Annotated in this window: 15 protein-coding genes and 4 pseudogenes; 12 read left to right on the forward strand and 7 right to left on the reverse strand. The window is 58.5% G+C overall.

The genetic code is table 11. The annotated features are described in order from the left end of the window. Positions 1–63 precede the first annotated feature (63 nt). The 9 genes and pseudogenes from NK8_RS41085 to NK8_RS43235 form a co-directional block, all read left to right on the forward strand. Complete coding sequence (locus NK8_RS41085; protein WP_032490064.1) at positions 64–768, forward strand: dienelactone hydrolase family protein; 705 nt, start codon at positions 64–66, stop codon at positions 766–768. Then, positions 765–1829: a maleylacetate reductase gene (locus NK8_RS41090; RefSeq protein ID WP_032490065.1), complete on the forward strand. Its 1065-nt coding sequence runs from the start codon at positions 765–767 to the stop codon at positions 1827–1829. The genes NK8_RS41085 and NK8_RS41090 overlap by 4 nt, the downstream gene beginning before the upstream one ends. Beyond that, positions 1804–2955 (forward strand): AraC family transcriptional regulator, encoded by a 1152-nt coding sequence (locus NK8_RS41095; RefSeq protein WP_213234713.1) that lies wholly within the window; start codon positions 1804–1806, stop codon positions 2953–2955. Before NK8_RS41090 ends, NK8_RS41095 begins: the two co-directional genes overlap by 26 nt. A gap of 592 nt (positions 2956–3547) precedes the next feature. Beyond that, positions 3548–4795 (forward strand): anthranilate 1,2-dioxygenase large subunit AndAc, encoded by a 1248-nt coding sequence (gene andAc, locus NK8_RS41100; protein ID WP_213234714.1) that lies wholly within the window; start codon positions 3548–3550, stop codon positions 4793–4795. A 4-nt stretch (positions 4796–4799) separates the two neighbouring features. Beyond that, complete coding sequence (gene andAd, locus NK8_RS41105) at positions 4800–5276, forward strand: anthranilate 1,2-dioxygenase small subunit AndAd (protein ID WP_213234715.1); 477 nt, start codon at positions 4800–4802, stop codon at positions 5274–5276. An 11-nt stretch (positions 5277–5287) separates the two neighbouring features. Next, positions 5288–5608, forward strand: coding sequence for an anthranilate 1,2-dioxygenase ferredoxin subunit AndAb (andAb, locus tag NK8_RS41110; RefSeq protein ID WP_213234716.1), 321 nt, complete (start codon positions 5288–5290; stop codon positions 5606–5608). Between the two features lie 36 nt (positions 5609–5644). Further along, positions 5645–6895, forward strand: a complete 1251-nt coding sequence (locus NK8_RS41115; protein WP_213234717.1) for an NAD(P)/FAD-dependent oxidoreductase — start codon at positions 5645–5647, stop codon at positions 6893–6895. Between the two features lie 1466 nt (positions 6896–8361). After that, positions 8362–9384, forward strand: coding sequence for an alcohol dehydrogenase AdhP (gene adhP / locus NK8_RS41120; protein WP_213233771.1), 1023 nt, complete (start codon positions 8362–8364; stop codon positions 9382–9384). Positions 9385–9679: 295 nt separating this feature from the next. Then, positions 9680–9868 (forward strand): annotated as a pseudogene (locus tag NK8_RS43235) (trehalase-like domain-containing protein); the annotation flags it as partial. 65 nt (positions 9869–9933) lie between these two features. Here NK8_RS43235 and NK8_RS41125 read toward each other — a convergent pair. The 4 genes and pseudogenes from NK8_RS41125 to NK8_RS41140 form a co-directional block, all read right to left on the reverse strand. Then, positions 9934–10281: pseudogene (locus NK8_RS41125) on the reverse strand (universal stress protein); the annotation flags it as partial. Between the two features lie 12 nt (positions 10282–10293). Beyond that, the gene (locus tag NK8_RS41130; RefSeq protein ID WP_213233773.1) at positions 10294–10623 is read right to left on the reverse strand and encodes a hypothetical protein; all 330 of its coding nucleotides are present in this window, start codon (positions 10621–10623) and stop codon (positions 10294–10296) included. A gap of 184 nt (positions 10624–10807) precedes the next feature. Then, a pseudogene (locus NK8_RS41135) lies at positions 10808–11943 on the reverse strand (IS3 family transposase); the annotation flags it as partial. A 15-nt stretch (positions 11944–11958) separates the two neighbouring features. Continuing rightward, positions 11959–12786, reverse strand: coding sequence for a PAS domain S-box protein (locus tag NK8_RS41140; protein WP_225936600.1), 828 nt, complete (start codon positions 12784–12786; stop codon positions 11959–11961). Positions 12787–13063: 277 nt separating this feature from the next. Between NK8_RS41140 and NK8_RS41145 the strand changes: the two genes are divergently transcribed. After that, positions 13064–13303, forward strand: coding sequence for a UDP-glucose 4-epimerase (locus tag NK8_RS41145; protein ID WP_213233775.1), 240 nt, complete (start codon positions 13064–13066; stop codon positions 13301–13303). 446 nt (positions 13304–13749) lie between these two features. Continuing rightward, positions 13750–14439: a universal stress protein gene (locus NK8_RS41150; RefSeq protein WP_213233776.1), complete on the forward strand. Its 690-nt coding sequence runs from the start codon at positions 13750–13752 to the stop codon at positions 14437–14439. Between the two features lie 297 nt (positions 14440–14736). Here NK8_RS41150 and NK8_RS41155 read toward each other — a convergent pair whose 3' ends face one another. The 3 genes and pseudogenes from NK8_RS41155 to NK8_RS41165 form a co-directional block, all read right to left on the reverse strand. Next, complete coding sequence (locus NK8_RS41155) at positions 14737–15738, reverse strand: cobalamin-dependent protein (RefSeq protein WP_213233777.1); 1002 nt, start codon at positions 15736–15738, stop codon at positions 14737–14739. 215 nt (positions 15739–15953) lie between these two features. Continuing rightward, positions 15954–16262 carry a DUF4148 domain-containing protein gene (locus NK8_RS41160; RefSeq protein ID WP_213233778.1) on the reverse strand — a complete coding sequence of 103 codons (309 nt, stop codon included), beginning with the start codon at positions 16260–16262 and terminating at the stop codon, positions 15954–15956. A gap of 267 nt (positions 16263–16529) precedes the next feature. After that, positions 16530–17119 (reverse strand): annotated as a pseudogene (locus tag NK8_RS41165) (YSC84-related protein). Between the two features lie 507 nt (positions 17120–17626). Here NK8_RS41165 and NK8_RS41170 point away from each other — a divergent pair. Next, complete coding sequence (locus tag NK8_RS41170; protein ID WP_213233780.1) at positions 17627–18805, forward strand: porin; 1179 nt, start codon at positions 17627–17629, stop codon at positions 18803–18805. Positions 18806–18996: the final 191 nt, after the last annotated feature.

An 18996-nucleotide genomic window follows, 5' to 3' on the forward strand; every position in this document is an offset into this window, starting at 1 on the left:
CGCAGCGCACGCACAACTAGCAAGTCGCCTACTGCGCTGCGCAAATATAACTGGAGGATTGCTATGTTAACAGACGGCGTTGAGATCGCGTCGCGCACGGGGAAAAGATTCGGTGCTTATCTAGGCAAGCCGACGGCCGTCACCGCACCGGTCATCGTGATCGCCCAGGAAATTTTTGGGATCACCTCTTTCATCAGGGATACGGTAGATTGGCTCGTCGGGGCGGGCTTTGGCTGCGTATGTCCGGATTTGTATTGGAGGCAGGCACCAGCTATCGAACTCGACGCGAATGTACCGGCAGAGCGGGAGCAGGCACTCACATTGTTCCGTGACTTTGATGTGGAAGCCGGCGTCGACGATCTCGCGTGCACGATTGAATATGCCCGCGAGCTACCTTTCTCCAACGGGCGGGTCGGCGTGTTGGGGTATTGTCTAGGGGGCGCACTGGCGTACGATGTCGCCGCACGGTCGCTGGCAGATTGCTCGGTTGGCTACTACGGTGTCGGATTGGAAAAAAAAGTGTCATCTGTATCGGCCATCACGCGACCGACAATGCTTCACATGGGTTCGAAGGACCATTATGTGACGGAGGAGGCCCGTCGCATTCTCGACGAGCATTTTAGTGAGAACGACAGTCTGAGCTTGCATTGGTATCCGGTTGGACATTCGTTCGCGCGGGCGTCGAGTCCGAACTTTGATCGGGAAGCAACGAGTATAGCGAATGCGCGGACGCTTCAACTGTTCGGAACATTGAAGGACGTCTTATGAAGAAATTCACATTCGATTACATGAGTCCGCGGGTCATCTTTGGGGCGGGAAGTCTATCTGCGTTGCCAGACGAAGTTGAACGCTTTGGCACGCGGCGATTTCTGGTGTTAAGCACACCGGATCAACGCAACGTTGCGAAAAATGTTGCCCTGCCGGTAAGTGATGTCGTAGCTGGATACTTCGACAGGGCGACGATGCATGTTCCAATGGAAGTCGTACAGGAGGCGGAGCGAGCGTTTTCCGCGAGCGGTGCGGACTCAATCATCGCGGTCGGGGGTGGTTCGACTACTGGACTCGCGAAAATACTCTCAATGAGACTCGGCGTGCCTAGTCTGGTAATACCAACTACCTATGCCGGCAGCGAGATGACGACGATATGGGGCATCACAGAAGGCGGACTCAAACGAACCGGCAGAGACGCGAAGGTCCTTCCCAAGACGGTGATCTACGATCCGTTGCTTACGATCGGACTGCCGCCCGCGGTTTCCGTCACCAGTGGATTAAACGCGATTGCTCATGCAGCGGAAGGCCTGTACTCGGCGGAACTTAATCCCATTTTGGAGAGCATGTGCAAACAGGGCATCGGAGCGTTGATCGATGCTATTCCGCGACTGGTAGCGAACCCCGCTGACATCGAAGCACGCACTGACGCTCTTTTTGGCGCGTGGCTGTGCGGCACGGTGCTGTCTCATCTCGGTATGGGCCTGCATCATAAGCTTTGCCATACACTTGGCGGAACGCTTAACTTGCCTCACGCGGAAACGCATGCAATCGTGTTGCCCCACGCGATGTCATACAATCTGCCAAACGCCGACGCGGCGAGGCGGCTGCTACAGGGAGTCGTCGGCGAAGATGATGTCCCCGGCGCTCTTTACGATCTCGCAAAACATTGTGGCGCCCCGCTGAGCCTTGCCGAGATCGGAATGCGGACAGAAGACATTCCGCTAGTGCGCGACCTCGCACTTAAGGACCAGTATCCGAACCCCCGGCGGCTGGAATCTGACGCTCTGGAAACGCTTTTGGCCAACGCATTTTATGGACGACGACCGTCCTTCACCTGACCTCCTTCACTCCGGATTTCTTCAGGAGATACAGCACGCCGCCTTTGCGCAGTCGAATTTTGGCGAATTAAGCTGCCGGATGCACGGATCAGGGACGGTTGAGGAGCACATGATGAACGCATACCCGGTCAATTTAGCCCCGCTATATCATCGCTGCATCTTCAAATCCGCTTCCCGCGTGGACTTTCACGAAGAGACAGCCCGGGAGCTCGCTGAACATCGGCTTCGTTGGCGGGAAGGCGATGCGGATACGGTCCTTCACAAGGCGAATCTGGGCGCGATCGAAGTGTACGGCTTACGTTATGGAGCCGAGGTGGAGGTCACGCCTCGACCTTCCAACGATTTCGTCGTCGTTCATTGGGGGCTTCGCGGGCTGGTGGAGATGGTATGTGACGGCCAGCGGGCGATCTTGCTACCGGGGCAGACGGCTTGGATATCCCCGCGCCGCTCGTGGAACATGCGTTGGCAAGCCGGCTCCGAACAACTGATCCTAAAGGTGCCAAAAAGCCTTGTGAGCGGCGGTCGACGAAACGGAAGCCTTCCTTCGTTTGGGATGCTTCCTGCACTATTCGAAATTCAATGGCTTGCGCTCGTCCAAATGCTGCTTTCTGCGGTAACCGGGCCTACCCGAAAGGATGGCTATGACGAGTGGATCGTCCAGCTCGAACGGCTCGTCGTCGATTTCCTACTGATAGGTGTCGGCGGCGCAGGGAGTGGCCGACACCTATCAGAGACGCAGACGACTTCCGCACACGAGCCAATTACTTCCAAGCCGCAAAGACTCCCCATCGAGCGCTTGGAAAACGCCATTGCCGATCGTCTTGGCGCGCAATGGTCGATAAACGACTTAGCCGATGCGGCAGGCGTCAGCCCGCGCGCATTGCAAATGATCTGCCAACGGGAGAGAGATATCAGCCCAACTGATCTCTTGCGCAACATGAGATTGGACGCTGCGCACCGGCGGCTCAAGACGTCGAGCTTCGTTAGTGTGACCGAAACCGCCCTTGAGCTGGGATTCGGCCATCTTGGGCGCTTTTCAAGCTACTATCGCGAGCGATTTGGGGAGTTGCCGAGCGAGACTTGTACGCGCCGAAATGCAAAGGCAGTGTCGCGGACGCCCAAATAGTGTGCGAAGCTTCCGAAGGCGTGTCCGCACAAATAGCTCGGAGCGGGCCTCTCCCGATGCCAAGTCGCGGTGCACGGTATTACCTACCTCTACGACGAAACTTTTTGAAGCGGGTTCGGGCGACGCAAGCCACTAGGAACGCCGACACGTAACGTTTCTCCCGGGTGCTCCTTGGGGATGAGCTCGGATCATAAAGTAGAAGACGACTGTCTTTCTTTGCTCTGGCGCCTGGCGAAGCGGTCGGCGCGGTGGATCCGTACGCGTTGCCCGAGAGGCTTGCTTAGTCACTAGACATCTGAAGCGCGTGTCGAGTCAAAAGCCAAGGAACGTGCCAGCGTTCTGCACCAAGACTTGGCTTTTTCTCGCCTCCGAAGCTCATCCTTCATCTTCCCAGCAAGGCGAGTGCGCCAGCGACTCCATCGAGGCAGAAGAATGCCTCATGTTCTTCGGTCGAACCGAATCGAACGCGAGCATTAGGGGTAATGTTCGTTATCTGGATAGGTGGTTTCCCGGACATTTCGGATTTTGGATATCGTCGCGTCTTTCGTATTTTTAGACTCCGTTCTGTGAAGTCCGACATGACGGAGTAAAAATGCAAAACACCTCTGCAACAAGCGGTATGCCGACGTTTCCCCGTGATGACGGGTCGATGGTTCCGTACCAAGTATTCAGCTCTCAAGACGTGTACGAGCGAGAGCAGGAGAAGATCTTCCGCGGACCCTACTGGTCATTTGTCGCGCTCGAATGTGAAATTCCCAAATTAGGGGATTTCAAAAGCACTTTCGTCGGTGACACCCCCGTCGTAGTAACCCGAACCGCCGACGGAATTGCCTGCTGGGTAAATCGCTGTGCACATCGTGGTGCGCAGTTGTGCAGAGAGAATAAGGGGAATGCCACTTCGCACACATGCGTCTATCATCAATGGAGTTACAGTCCGGCCGGCGACCTGCAGGGAGTGCCGTTTCGTAGGGGGCAGAAAGGTATGGCAGGCATGTGCGCCGACTTCGTACCCTCTGAGCACGGGTTGACGAAGCTGCGCGTTGAGTGCTACCGAGGCCTTGTTTTTGCGACGTTCAGCAGCGAAACGCCGCCACTCATCGATTACATCGGCCCCAAAATGCGACCCTACATCGACCGCATCTTCCATAAACCGATCGTATACCTCGGGTGCACCCGCCAATATTCGAAGTCTAACTGGAAGCTTTACATTGAGAATGTGAAGGACGGTTATCACGCGAGTCTGCTGCACCTCTTCCACACGACATTCAACATCTTCCGCGTGGGCATGCAGGTTAGATCCGAAGTCGCGGATAACGGGTTGCACAGCATCTTCACTTCAACAAAGCCGCAGATTAAAGAAGATACCAGCGCGGCTTATGCTGCTGACAAGATTCGCACAATGGATAGCAATTTTTTCCTTGAAGATCCGTCGTTGTTGGCACAGATCCAAGAGTACGAAGAGGTCACGACGAACAACATCCAAACCATCTTTCCTCAACTGGTGATCCAGCAGATTCACAACACGCTCGTCGCAAGGCAACTTCTGCCGAAGGGGGCTGGAAACTTCGAACTGATCTTTCACTTTTTCGGGTATGAGGACGACAATCCTGAACTGCGCGAGTTGAGACTATTACAGGCAAATCTCGTAGGACCGGCAGGCTATATCTCCATGGAAGACACCGAAGCGACAGAACTCGTTCAGCGCGCCACGGCGCGGGATTCGGATGTCACCTCTTTCATGGGAATGGCCCGAGATGTACCACCCGAGGAAAACTCAGCCATAACCGAAAATATGATCCGGAGATTCTGGGTCGGGTATCAAAACCTCATGGGATTCTAGGAAAATGGACGAAAAGCTGAAGACGTGGCTTGAGGTTTACTCGCTCGCGCATCAATACATTAGTTCGCTTGACAACGATCGGCTTGAAGATTGGCCCGGTTTTTTCACTTCGGATTGTCATTATGAAATTATTCCAAGGGAAAATTTCGATGCGGGCCTAAGAGCGTCGGTCATTTATTGCACTAATCAAAAGATGCTTCGTGACCGAGTAGTGTCGCTTCGACATGCAAACATCTACGAAAAGCATACTTATCGTCACGCGATATCGGGATTGGTCATCGGCGATGAAAAGGATGGGGCGATCACATCAACCTGTAGCTACATAGTCGTACTTACAAATCAATCTGGTGAGAGCGCGGTATATCAATCAGGCGCATATCACGATACGGTGGTACGTCTCGATGGCGCACTGAAATACAGTAAAAAAGTGGCGGTTTATGACACTCTACGCGTCCAGACACTGCTTGCGACGCCCATCTGAGGAGGCCGATTATGACCGAATGGTACCGAGCGGCCGCTTGCGCTGACGTCAGGGAAGATACGCCGCTGGGCGTTACCATAGATGGGGTGCCGGTTGCGCTATTTACGACGAACGATGAGTATTTTGCGCTGCACGACCTCTGCACTCACGGTGCAGCGAGATTGTCGGAAGGGTTCGTTGAGGGCGGCTGCGTGGAATGCCCTCTCCATCAGGGATTATTCGATCTAAAAACAGGGGCACCGAGGTCAGCACCGATTGTCGATGCGGTGAAGACATATCCGGTCAGAGTGGTTGACGGGGTGATCGAAGTTCGCTTGAAAACGAATCAGTAGTTTGTGGCCGAGTCGAGAATTCTGGAGCACATTTCCATGGACACGCAAGTTCCGTCGAACATTGCTGCGTCGTATGTCATTGTGGGGGCAGGCCAAGCAGGTCGCCGTGCGGCGGAAACAATCAAGGATCTGAGGCCACACGCCGACGTCCTAATTATCGGTGACGAAGACTTTCTACCGTATGATCGGCCGGCTTTGTCAAAACAGATACTGCTTGACGAGGCGGAGGAGAAAGTTGCCTTTGTCCGATCGCGCGAATTTTATGAGAGTGTCGGCATTCGACTGCTGCTCGGGCGATCCGTGGTCTCCATCGACAGACCGGCGCATTGTGTTCACCTTTCCGATGGAAGCGTGGTCGCGTTCGAGAAGTTGCTTCTGACGACCGGTTCGCGCGCCAGACGGCTAGCTTGTCCAATCAAAGAAGGGGCACAAGTTCATTATCTTCGGTCGCTCGCCGACGCGCGAGCGCTGAGAAAAGAAATGAGGGGTGGGCGGCGGATTGCTATTCTCGGCGGCGGCTTTATCGGGTTGGAAGTCTCCGCCGCGGCGCGCTCGTTAAACTGTGACGTAACAGTCATTGAGCCTCAAGAACGACTGTTGAAACGGTCATTGCCCGATGCCGTAGGATCAAGCATTCAGCGGTTACACCTTTCAAAAGGTGTGCGTTTCCTGCTTGGCAGGATCCCGCTTTCGGTCACGACAAGCGGGCGCCATCGCGGCGTCGTTGAACTGGATTCAGGGGAAGTGCTCGCGGATGTCGTCATTGCTGGCGTTGGATCCCAGCCGAATATCGAACTTGCGGAAAGCGCTGGGCTCGAGGTGGAGAACGGGATCGTTATCGATTCCCGCTGTCGCACGGCTGACCCAGATATCTTTGCGGCGGGCGACGTTACTGTCCATTTCAGCAAGTTTCATGGGCGCCGCGTGCGTGTCGAGGCGTGGCAGGTTGCTGAATATCAGTCCGTCATTGCTGCCAAAAATATGCTTGGCGACGGGCAGGACTACGACGAGACACCGTGGCTTTGGTCGGACCAGTACGACTGGAACGTCCAGGCACTTGGCTCGTTCGATATACCAGGAGAGATTCATTTGCGCGGCAGTAAGGACACGAACTGCTTTAGTGTCTGGAATATCGGAGCGCAAGGAGCGGTCCTTGCAGTCGCGGCTGTTAATTGTGGTCGCGATGTTTCGATAGCCCGAAGGTTGATCAAAGAAAACAGTCGGGTGAACCCTTCAAAGCTTGAGCGGCGGGATTTGCCAATTCGGGAGTGTGTTGCAGTGGACTGATGGCGGACGCAAAGTCCGGCGTCAGGATGTGACGCTCGGCCAGGCGCCCATGTCATTTGCCGTGGCAAAGGCAGAAAGATGAGGGGATGAGGCGCACTCCGCTGCGAGTGCGATCAGGTCGCTGATGCGCAGAACGTTGCTGCGCTGGGCGGCAGCAAATGTACGCCGAGATGGCGGGCAGGTGAAATTTGGCTAACTTGGCTCCAGGCGTTCGGCAACACGACGGGGTATACGGAGGCACACGCGTTCGTGGGACTTAGGGCAGGCGCCGACGGCGGGTGTCACGAAACCAGTTACGGCCCACGAAATGACAGGAAACCACCTTTCTGTCGTTATCGGGCCCGCCAATGGCGGGGTTTTTCTTAAGTTTCCGGTTGACACAATCCGTCTGGCCCCCTATTATGTACATACCATGTACATGTACATAGGAGCGGTGATGGCAGCAGCAACGGAAAGGATCGTAGTTCAGGTTACAGCAGTTCAGAAGCGGGCAATTACCAGCACGGCCGAGCGCCTTGGATTGCCTGTCAGCGAACTCATGCGACGGGCAGCTCAAGACTTCAAACCCGTCAATGACGATGAGCAGGACATTCTTGCGTTGGTCGAGGCTGGACGACACCGAGGTGGGACCAGCAGAACTTCGCGCGATCGACATGGCAGGCCTCTCCAATTTCTCGAACGTGTCGCCCACCCGAATGCCAAGTCCGTCGACTCGACCGCCAATCCCGCCTCCTTACCACCCTTGCTGCGACCTTTGCCGGGAACGTTCTTGCCCGATGGACCGAACTCTCCACTGGTTGCCGAGATTGTTCTCGACGTCGCCGCTCAGTTGCGTCGGCTCCCGATCCCCTCGGAGTGCGGATCTGGCAGCCGCCATCCCGTGTGCGTTGAAAGACGCCGCCATCGTGCCCAGCATAGGGGTCACTTATATTCCAGGCAAGCGCATTGCCAGTATGGGCGTTGTCCACGACACCCTTTCTCATGCCAGCATGATGAAAAAGGGATGAACGCGGTACGAGGCGCAGTGTAGGAGCGAGCCGCGCCGATATGTCGACCGAAGCGCTGCGGGACGCCTATACTGTCAAGGCAATCAGTAATACTGGGGGTGAGCGTATCTCCAGTGTCCTTACGCATGCTACACGGCAATACCTGGTTGCTACTGTCTTTGGATTGACGACAGTGGCCCTTGTCCTGTCCGGACCATGACGCTCGTTTCGGCCCGCATCGTGATTGGGATCCCGTCATGTACCGACGGAAACTCCGCCGATTGCCGGGCATCGGATGCCGGCCGTTCGCGCTTTCGCGATCGCGGCACGCGCCAACGAAATTTTAATTACGCACAGCGTCCAGGAAAATTCAGAAGTGCAGACCGGGGAAAATCCGCCATTTGCGTTGGATGCAAATCTGCGGCAATCCAGTAGCTAGCTCAATCGTTTCGGTCCTTATTCCATTGAATGGAGGTTGCAATGTCCGAGCGGATGAAAGCCGCAGTTGTACACGAATTTGGAAAACCACTGGTCATCGAGGAAGTCGACGTTCCTGATGTCCCCCCTGGCCGGGTGCTCGTGAAAGTTGCTGCTTGCGGGGTTTGTCATACTGACCTGCATGCCGCCGAGGGCGATTGGCCGGTGAAGCCAAGCGTCCCTTTCATTCCGGGTCACGAAGGCGTCGGCTATGTTGCCAAGTTGGGGGCCGGTGTCAGTATGCTCAAGGAGGGTGACCGCATCGGCGTACCTTGGCTCCATACTGCCTGCGGTCATTGTGAGCACTGTATCACCGGCTGGGAAACGCTTTGCGACAAGCAGCAAATGACTGGTTACACCGTCAACGGCGGATACGCGGATTACGTGCTTGCCGACCCTGCGTACGTGGGACTTCTGCCTGACAACCTCGAATTCGCGGCGGCGGCGCCCATTCTGTGTGCCGGCGTCACCGTCTACAAGGGCCTTAAAGTTCTAGATTGCAAACCGGGAGACTGGGTGGCCATCTCAGGGATCGGCGGCCTGGGTCACATGGCCGTACAATATGCCAAAGCGATGGGTTTTCACGTCGTCGCCGTCGACATCGCAGATGACAAACTCGCGCTCGCGTCCAGTCTTGGCGCCGACATGACGATTAATGCCGCCACGCAGGACGCAGTTGCTACAGTACAAAAGAATATACGCGGCGCGCACGGCGTGTTGATCACCGCCGTTTCCAGAACCGCCTTCGCACAGGCCGTTGGCATGCTGCACAAGCGCGGCACGATGTCCTTGGTCGGCTTACCGCCAGGAAGCTTCGATCTGCCGATTTTCGATGTCGTCCTTAACGCAAAAACCGTGCGAGGTTCCATCGTCGGCACCCGAAAGGACTTGCAGGAATGTCTCGCCTTCGCCGGTGAGGGAAAAGCTAAAGCGCATTTTTCAACAGATCGCCTTGAGAATATCAATCAGATCTTCAGTGCGATGAAGGAAGGAAAGATAGACGGGCGGGTCGTCATGCAAATGTAGAGTTAGGTATCGTCGCCGAAGGAGGGATTTTATCGTACCGAGTAGCACTTGAAGAGCTCGTGACTCGAACGTTGCCTACACCGTCGGGGCCCGTAGCGAAACTCGTTGCAAAGGTCGCAGACGGGATTGACGGCAAATGAACACGACGTGGTCGTTAGAAGCAGCTGGCACTAGAACAAGAAGCAACCATGTCAGTAACACGACGCGCTCGATCTTAACCATCTCTGGCCACACGCAGCGCGGTTCAAAAAATTCCGGAATGTTGTCGACGAAGAATCTGATCGAAGATTAAGCCTTGCTTGGAAACTGCCGGAGTGCGGCGTTAGTGTCCAGGGATGGCTCGATTGACTGGCTTTGCTTTCCCCGCTTCGATGCTTCAGCCTGCTTTGCGGCGCTAGTAAGTGCGCCTGAGAATGGGCACTGGAAGATTGTGCCTGACGAGCCAATTGGGAGTTCTTCGCGGGCTTACATCGATGGCACGATCGACTCCTTGGAAGACTTGCTGCTGCGCTCGACGGCGTGCGCAGGGGCGCCGCTCGCGGATGAAAGTCAGTGAGACATCAGCACGGGCACGGTCATCGACGATAGGAAAGTCCGGGTGGCGCCGCCGAGCACGAGTTCCTGCCAGCGCGCATGTCCATAGCCGCCCATGACCACGAGATCGGCATGAAGATCCGTGGCCCGCGAAAGCAGCAGTTCGCCCGCGGACACGTCCGGCGCAATGTCTTCTGACGAGACTGCGGCTTTGATGCCGTGCCGGGCGATGCAGGCTGCGATGTCCGCGCCGGGGATGCGGCCACCGCCCGTTTCGCCTCGGGACGTATCGACGCTCACGATCGAGACCTGCCCGGCTGCCTTGAGAAGCGGGAGCGCGTCGTGCAAGGCGCGAGTGGCTTCGCGGCTACCGTCTCAGGCGATCATCGGATGTTTGCCGACCTGGGCGAAGAATCCCGTGTACGGGAGAAGCAAGACCGGCCGCCCCGAGGAGAGAATGACGGTCTCGGGAAAATGATCTCCAACGTAAGACTCGGGATCGGTCGGATCGTCCTGGCTCACGATCACGAGATCCGCGCAACGCGCAAAATGCGGCACCGCATGGCTGGCCCACTTCCGCGTTTCGATCCATTCGCCCGATAGGCCGGCGCGCTTGATCTCCGTATGAAAGATCCGCTCGATCGCGCCGCGCTGCTCGTGCCGTATGGCCGCGCGCTGCTCGTAATACTCGGCGGTGCCCGCCATGACTGAGATTGACCCGCTCCAACGGACAGATTTGCAGTTAAAGATTTGTCGTCGTCCGGCCTCCGTTAAGCGTTGAGTCGCGGGTTGTCCACGGACGGGCAGCGGGTCGCTTCTCACGACCACGACGCTGCCCGTCGGTGGGCAACCCGCAGGGTGATACGGTTTTTCTCTTGGCGCTCAGGTTTTCGAATTCGAGCGGCGAACAATAGCCGATGCTGCTATGCAGGCGGCGTACGTTGTACCAGCCTTCCAAGAAGGAGAAGATGCGCCTGCGGGTTTGTTCATGGGTCGCGAAGTGTTCGCGCGACAGGAGTTCTGCTTCGAGTGTCCCAAAGAAGGATTCGCACATCGCATTGTCGTACGCGTCGCCGGCTGTACCCATCGAGGGCTGCACGCCGGCTTCGCGGCAGCGTCGCCCAAAGGCAATGGATGTGTATTGGGCTCCCTGGTCGGAATGTAAAATCACGCCCTCATGACGTCGCTGCTGGAGGGCCATGTCGAGCGCGCGCAACATCAGTTCGGTGTACAAGTGGCTCGACATCGCCCAGCCGACGATGCGCCGGCTGAAGACATCAAGCACCACAGCCAGATAGAGAAAGCCTTCTGTCGTCGGAATGTAGGTGGCATCTGCGACCCACAGTATGTTGGGCCCTTCAGCATTGAAGTGCCGGCGCACGAGGTCCGGCGCACGCCGTGCCCCCGCACGCTGGCGCGTTGTACGCGGCCAGCGCCGTCGACTTGCTCCCCGTAGGTCCGCGATGCGCATCAGGCGCGCGACTCGTTTGCGTCCCACGTGCACTCCCTCGCGCGCAAGTTGCGCATGGATGCGCGGCACTCCGTACGTACCTCGCGAACTCGCATGCAGCGTACGAATGCGCGTCAGTAGCTGAGCATCGCTACGTGACCGCCTTGATGGCTCCCTCACCAGCCACGCGTAGTAACCGCTGGTCGAGACTCCCAGCAGCCGCGCCATCGTGGCAATGGGCCAACGGGCCTGGTTTGCTCTCATGAATCCGTATCCTTCGAGGACACGGCTCCTGTCTCGCGGGCGAACCAGGCCGCGGCGTGAGAGAGAATGTCGCGCTCCGTCTTTAATTGCCGATTCTCGCGGCGCAAACGGGTGAGCTCTTGGCGCTCAGCCGTGGTCAACCCCTCCTGACGCGCGCCGGCGTCAATATCCGCCTGCGCCACCCAGTTGATTATCGTCTGCACACTAGGCTCGAACTCTCGCGCAAGCTCCTCGGGTGTTCGCCCCGCCTTCACCAGCTCGACTATGTGAGCCCGGAACTCCGCCGGGTACGGTGCTCGATGCTTGCCCATTTTGACACCCCCTTTTCAAAAGGATAGGTGTCCGTTGTGGCGGGTCAATCTCAGACGTTGAGGGCACGCCGGTTGGGTTCGAAGACAGCAAAATGCCCGATGACATACGCGTCGAAGCGTGGCCAACTGCAACGCGGATTCCAGTCTGGGGTGCGCCCGGACACTGGTAACCAGGTGGACGAGAACGGTTGGACGCAGCAAGCGACGCGGTTGACTCAGGTCAATGGCGCGGCCCTTTCCCAGCACGCTCGCGTCCGCCTGCGATATCGATGCCTCGATCGGGAATTCCTCGCCGTCGGCGCGCAGGCCGTACAACACGCGCTGTGGACCCATCCGTCGCTCCGACACGCGGGTTTGTTCGAAATGCCGCACCTGATCGTCGTGCGCCGCACGGTAACGCACCGGGATGAAGCGAGACAGCGGGCCGCCAATCGCGTCGCGCGCGGCGCACCCGAACACGCGTTCGGCCGTCGGATTGACCTTGACGATGCGCTGCGTCGCATCGATCGTGATAATGGCGTCCGTCGTTGACCGGAGGATGCTGTCGAGCTGCCCGTAGCTCATCGTCGCCTGAACGACGCTCGCGTGCGCGGCGCGGTGAGTCGCAAGGAGAAGGATCAGACTCGTGAGCAGCAGCACGCTCGTTGAAGCGCCCAAGAACAGCCACGCACGAGCCAACGTGCCGACTGGGCACATCGCGGACAGGTAGTGGATGCCGACCCACCAGAGGGCGAAGAGTGCCGCTCCTGCCGGAACTGCTTGTGCGATCGCACCGCGAGGCAGGACTCGTCGAGCGGGCGACCCAGTCTTTGGCGTAGCACTGTGGCGCTCGATTCTGCTCATGTATGCCTTCGACGTACGACCGATGTCCCGGGTCGCGCACAAGCGTGACGGGAGAGTGACCGAGTCGCGTGAATCGCAATGATTCGTCATCGCATGGAAGTAAGTCTGCCTGTCGTCGCGCGCACGGCCATTGAGCTAAATCAAACGGAGTACGTCGCACCCCCGGCGATGCGATCCGTTTACCTGGCTCAAGCCCACGCAGTGCGTCGCCTATAAAGTCGACGTGTCACTCACACATCTTTGCAACGAAACCTGGATCGATCAACGGAGAATCGACATGTCGCTCACGGGATCAATAGCCGGCGCCAACTGGACCGTCGCCTGCAATACGGAGCGGACGCAGCAAGGCGTCGAGTGTTCGATCAGCGTCGAGCACCGCGGCGTGGAAGGAGCAAGCTTCATGCACCGGTTCAGGCAGACGCATTCCTTCGACAATGAACCCGAGGCGGTACTCGCCGGTCTGCGCGAAGGCATGACTTGGATACGCCTCAAGGCCGCGCACACGATCGACGTCTAGCCGGTAACGACCGAAGCTTCATGAATTGCCTCGCACCGGATCGATCCCGTGCTGGCACGCGCGCTCCCCGAACGCTTCGGCAGCGACAACAAGGTGAGCTACCTCGGACGACAGCGACGCACGGCCTCCCGCCAACATTCGGCTTTGTCAAGGGCACCTTTCGCTAAGTTTCGGGCTGCGTCTCATGGCGGCCGCCATTTCATTCCATCGCGGGTAGAGAGGATCCTATGAGCAACACGTCAACTCACTGTAACTAATGCGCGGCGTTCGGGCGAGTCATGCTATGCGTCGATTCGACGGACGACTGGACGGAAGCGGCCGCTCTCACCGTCTCGCTGGCCGACGTGGACACGAAGGTACGCATTGTCGGATTGCTGAAGAATGGGCGCGCGATGATTCCACACGCACCGCTCGCGTTCTTTAACGCGATCGCGGCGCATGTGCGATTGCAGCGCGGCGTCGAGGCGAGTATAGACAGGGCGCGGGGGTTCCTCCAGAGCGCAGGCATCGACGTGAATACCTTTGTCGCCGACCTGTTCGAGAGCGGCGGAGACGCGGCTCACGCGCTTACGCGGGCGGCGCAGACGTGGCGCGCCGATCTCATGATGCTAGCCGCACGCCGCCACATGGGCATCCTGCAATGGACCGAGCGGACGACCCGGGATGCGGCGGACATGGCGCACTGTTCGATGCAGGTGCTGCCCGCGCCTCCCGCCCGGTTCGAGACCGCCAGACCCTGCCGATTGCTGTGTGCCGTGGACGGCAGTCCCGTTTCGCTGGCATCCTTGCGAGCAGGGCTCAAGATCGCCGGGCCGGGCGCACAGGTGCAAGCGATCTACGTCATCGATCGTTCGGCTCGCGCGACTGACGCCGCGTCGACGACGTCGCTTCAAGAGGCATTCTTCGAAGAAGGACAGTCTGCTTTGGCGAAGGCCCGCACGGTCTTCTCAGAAACCTGGTGTGCACAGGATTTCGCGTTCGATGCTGCGCTTGTACGAACCGATGAAACGGGTGACGATGTCGCGCATGCGATCGTGCATGGAGCCGCGCGCTGGAACGCCGATGCAATTCTCATGGGCAAAGAGAGGTCGCGCGCTGGATACTCGGGACTGTGTCCGGACGCGTGGCCCAACTGACAGAAGTACCGCTCTTGCTGGCGCGTCGCCCCCGGTCCGAGTCTGGTCCGAAAACCTGAGCACTCCGGTGCGAAGCGATTGCGCTTGACTCATGTCAAGCAGCCTCCTGGAGAACACATTTAAAGTGACCTCGTGCCTTTAGGACCGGCTGCAAGCTTTCGCGCTGTCCCGGAAGCTCGGCACGCGTGATTCTCTTCGGTCGCGTGATCGCCGCGCACAGGTTGCGGCCTTCGTTCGGCAGAGCGCTTTTTTGCTCGACACGCGCCAGCTGAACTGTGACTCGCCCGATATTGCCGATCATGGCATGGGCAGTTGCCGCCAGTTCGAAACGGTCTCATCTACCATGGTCAAACTTATGACCGGATGCACGCGGTCCTCAAACTTGCGGCGCAGCGCCGGGCTGCTTCCACCGACCCAAATGTGCACGTGCGGCGGCAGCAGATTGCGCAGATCGGTCAAGCCGTTCGCGACGGACTGCGTGGGCAGCGTCGCGGTGAAGGAGAGCGCGACGATATCGACCCGATGCGCCGCCACGGCGCCGACGATATCATGCAGCGGCGTCTGCAGCCCCAGCTGGATGCACTCACATTCGGAGAGCATGAACATCGCCTCGGCCATCAGGATGCCAAGACCGTGGCCCTCGCCGGACAGCGTCGTGAGCAGCACGCGGGGACGGCCGCCGCGCCCGCGAAGCGCATCAGACAGAGGGCGCATCAGCGTGCGCAACGTGGTCTGGAGCGCCTCGCTGAACAGATGCTCGTGGTACACCTGCAGGGTGCCTGCGGCCCAGGCGTTTCCGACCCGTGCCGACAGCGGCGCCGCCACGTCCAGCACGAAACGCTCGAGACCGTCGCGCGCGGCGCGCTTCAACAGTTCAAAGCGAAACTCTTCATAGGCACTCGCGCGCAGTAATGAAATCAGACGATCGAGTTCGGCGTCCGGCACGTCCTGCCCGATCCCGGAAGTCTCGGCGAGCTGCTGAAGCGCTTCGAGCGACTGTGCGAGGACCTTACTCGGACGATGACCTGCGTCGAGCAGACGCGTGACGAGCCGCAGCTTCGACACCTGCTCCTGTGGATATAGCCGCTCGCCGCTGGGAGCGCGCATCGGCTGCGGAAAGCCGTAGCGGCGTTCCCAAACGCGCAAGGTGTCCCTCGTTACACCGATTTCTTGCGCGATCGCCCCGATACCGATTCCTGTCACGGCCGCCGGCGGAGCGCGCTCTAAGGTAGGATTTGACTCGGGGGCGCCGTTAGCGACCGGGTCTGGCTCTAAAACGCGCTCTGTCGAATTTGTCATATCCCGGTCGATCGAAATGTCATAGAAATGAGAGACGAGCTTTTCCGAAGGCAGCTTTTATCATAGACAAAATCAAGGCTTTTGCGGCGCGCGGGGGCTGAGTCGCCAGTGGGAAATAGCAGGCCGCGAGTCGTGCGCAACATCGCGCGTCGCGCTGAAACGCCGAGCTCGCTTGCTCTGCACTCGGAGGAGGAGCGTAGTGGGTCCGGGGCCTTTCACCTTGGAGATGCCTTGCACTCGGTTTCGAACCAATGGTCAACCAGACGCTGAGCGGCGTGCAGATCTGCTGGGTAGTTTGGGTCGTCGTGCCATGGCGACGGGTTGTAGCCCGCTTTACTCAGGGCCGAAAGCTCGCTTCGGTGCTGCGACCTCGTCTTAGGTGCGTTGCTTTTGGTTGCGGCAAGGTCACGGCACTCCGTTTCGCTCAGGTGTCGTTTGCTTTGTGGCGCGCTGATGGCGGGATATCCGGTCAGCAGGAGCGCGAACGTAGCAAGCGCCGAGCAGGTTTTCGTGACATTTTCCATAGCGCATCTCCATGCGTCCGAGTGCGCAACGCAAGCGGGGAAATGCCGCCGGTCGCGTGCGTCTTCCGCGTATATTTTGCCTTATCCGGAGAGACGACCTCTGGCATCTTCTATACGATCGCTGGCAACTTCTCGAAGAAGAGGGGTTTCCCCGGATCTGCCAAATCGGTCGAGTGCGCGCTGAATGAGGAGGCACATAGCGTCCTTCGGGTGAGGCCGAAAGGTCGCCCTTGCAGCTACGCTATGGCGCCCGATCCTCGGCGCCGCTCATTCCGTCAGGCGTGACACCTTTGTGCCCTCAAGCGAGGCGTCCGCCATCAGGCCGGCGTTGGTCAGTACGAACGCCTGTACTGGCTTACTGGCGGTGGTTGTGTCGATCGTACCGTTCGCACCCATCCTGACGAGCGCCACGGATGCATCTGCGCCGGCCGACCAGCCATTCGAATTACGAAATTTGTTGAGTGCGTCCTGTGTCATAAACAGGAAGATCAGCGCTTTCGACTGCGCCCCGGCCTGTAGGCCGAACGAGCCCGAGGTCGTGCTGTAGTACCCGACGGTTTGGCCCCCGCGCGCAGCGCGCCTTTCCCATACTGCGCGCCGACAACAAAGCCAGCCTGAATAACTGACGGGAAAACGAGCACGCCGCTCGCCTTAGCGACTAGCTCGCGCGAGCCGCCTACGGTGGCGTAGAGACGCTGAAGGGCGCTATCGACGTCTGCGTCGATCGACCGGTGCAGGTCAGCCGCGCCCGCGGCCTGCTCGGTTCCAGCGTTTCTGTTAGTCGTGCAGCCGGCTACTGCGAGGGCTGCCAATGCCAGGATGGCGGCGGAGTTGCACAAGAAGTTTCGTCTTTGCATCGATGTTCTCCAACGCGGAATAAAGAATCCCATAGAGCACGAGCGAACTGCAAGCGAAGTTATAACACAGCGCAGCAGTCAGTAGACGGTCGACTCTGCTCGGCCGTCTGAACACCACTGTCGCGAACACGCGGACGAAAAAAACCCGCCGAAGCGGGTGAACCACCGTGGAGATCTACTTCCCGCTCAATTTCAGTGGCGCAGAGGAAGGTTAGCTCGTAATCGGAAAAGCGCAAGGCGAAGAGCGTATCGCTGGCGTTGGAATGCTCGTTCGGGATCGTAGGATGCCGAACGAACACCCATGTTGCGTTCGTCGCAAAACGGCAACTCCATGCAACGTGGCCGCGCGTGTTGCTACCGAGCGACAAACTCTACGACGCGATAGATTCGGATACCAAATTGGCATTATCGTCGTATGGCGACAGCAACTTCTCCGCAGAGAGGACGTCGCGGTACGGGGTGGCGTGAAGCGTTTAACGAAAACGGCCCACAATTCTGGAGTAGCGAATGAAGAAAACTCTTATAGCCGGTGCTGCGCTGGCCACCCTGGCCGGGTCGGCGCAGGCGCAAAGCAATGTCACACTTTACGGCCTCATCGACGCAGGTCTCACTTACACGAACAGCCAGATCACCGGCACCGGAGCAGGTGGTCACAGCAACTGGCAGATGACGAGTGGAGGCGTACAGTACAGTCGTTGGGGGCTGCGCGGAGCGGAAGATCTCGGCGGCGGGTTGCAGGCGATTTTCACTCTGGAGAACGGCTTCAATCTGAACAACGGACAGTTGTCGTCTGCCAATCGCATCTTCAACCGCTTGGCCTACGTCGGAGTTTCCAGTCGCGATTTTGGCTCGCTCACCTTGGGACGTCAAACCGACGGCATGGTTGACTTCGTAGGGCCGCTCTCGTTGACCGGCACACAGTATGGCGGCACCCACTTTGCACATCCGTTCGACGTCGACAATTTGAACGACTCGTTCCAGATCAACAATTCTGTCAAGTATCAGAGCCCGAATTTTGCCGGCTTCAGGATCGGGGCCCTGTATGGCTTCTCGAACCAGGCCGGTGGCTTCGCGAACAACCGTGCGTACAGTGTCGGCATGTCGTACATGTGGGGACCGTTGAACTTTGGCGCCGGGTATTTGCACCTGAACAACTCGGCCGGCACCCCGGCACAACTCAACACGAACGGGGCAGTCACCGATACGCTTGGGACCTCACTATCAGGTCTTCTAACTCCTACCGCAGTACCATTAGGTGCGCTCGCTAGTCGACAGCAAACGTGGGGCGGAGGCGTGAACTATGCGGTCGGCCCCTTGGTTGCAGGCTTCGTATATACGCAAACGAACCTGACGGAACTGTTCCTGACCGGCTTCAACACGCACTTTCAGAACTATGAAGGAAACATTCGGTTCGCTTTGACACCAGCCGTTATGCTGGCGGCGGCCTACACTTACTCACGGGCCGGAGGCAACGCCGGGAGCGGTGCTCCGCACTGGAATCAGGTGAGCGCGCTCGCGAACTACGCCTTCTCAAAACGCACGGACGTCTATATCCAAAGCACCTATCAAAGCGTGAGCGCGAGGGCCGGCAACCCGCTGGGAGTCGCCTGGATCAACGGTGTGAATTCACCGGCATCGACATCGAATCAGATTGAGGCCACCATCGGTTTGCGTCACCGCTTCTGATTCATTGGCACCCACGCGGGAGGATCGCGCTATCAGCGATTCGGGACCTGCCGACTCGAGTCCGCCGTGACCGCTGAAGCGCTTCTCCTCCCGCGAAGCGGGCCCGCCTTCGGTGCCGCGCTCGGCTCCGCCGAAGGCGCAGTGATCCGGGAACCGGACGAACAATGCGGACACGGTCCGCCGGAGGAGGC

The sequence above is a fragment of the Caballeronia sp. NK8 genome (assembly GCF_018408855.1).
In the GTDB taxonomy this organism is placed as follows: domain Bacteria; phylum Pseudomonadota; class Gammaproteobacteria; order Burkholderiales; family Burkholderiaceae; genus Caballeronia.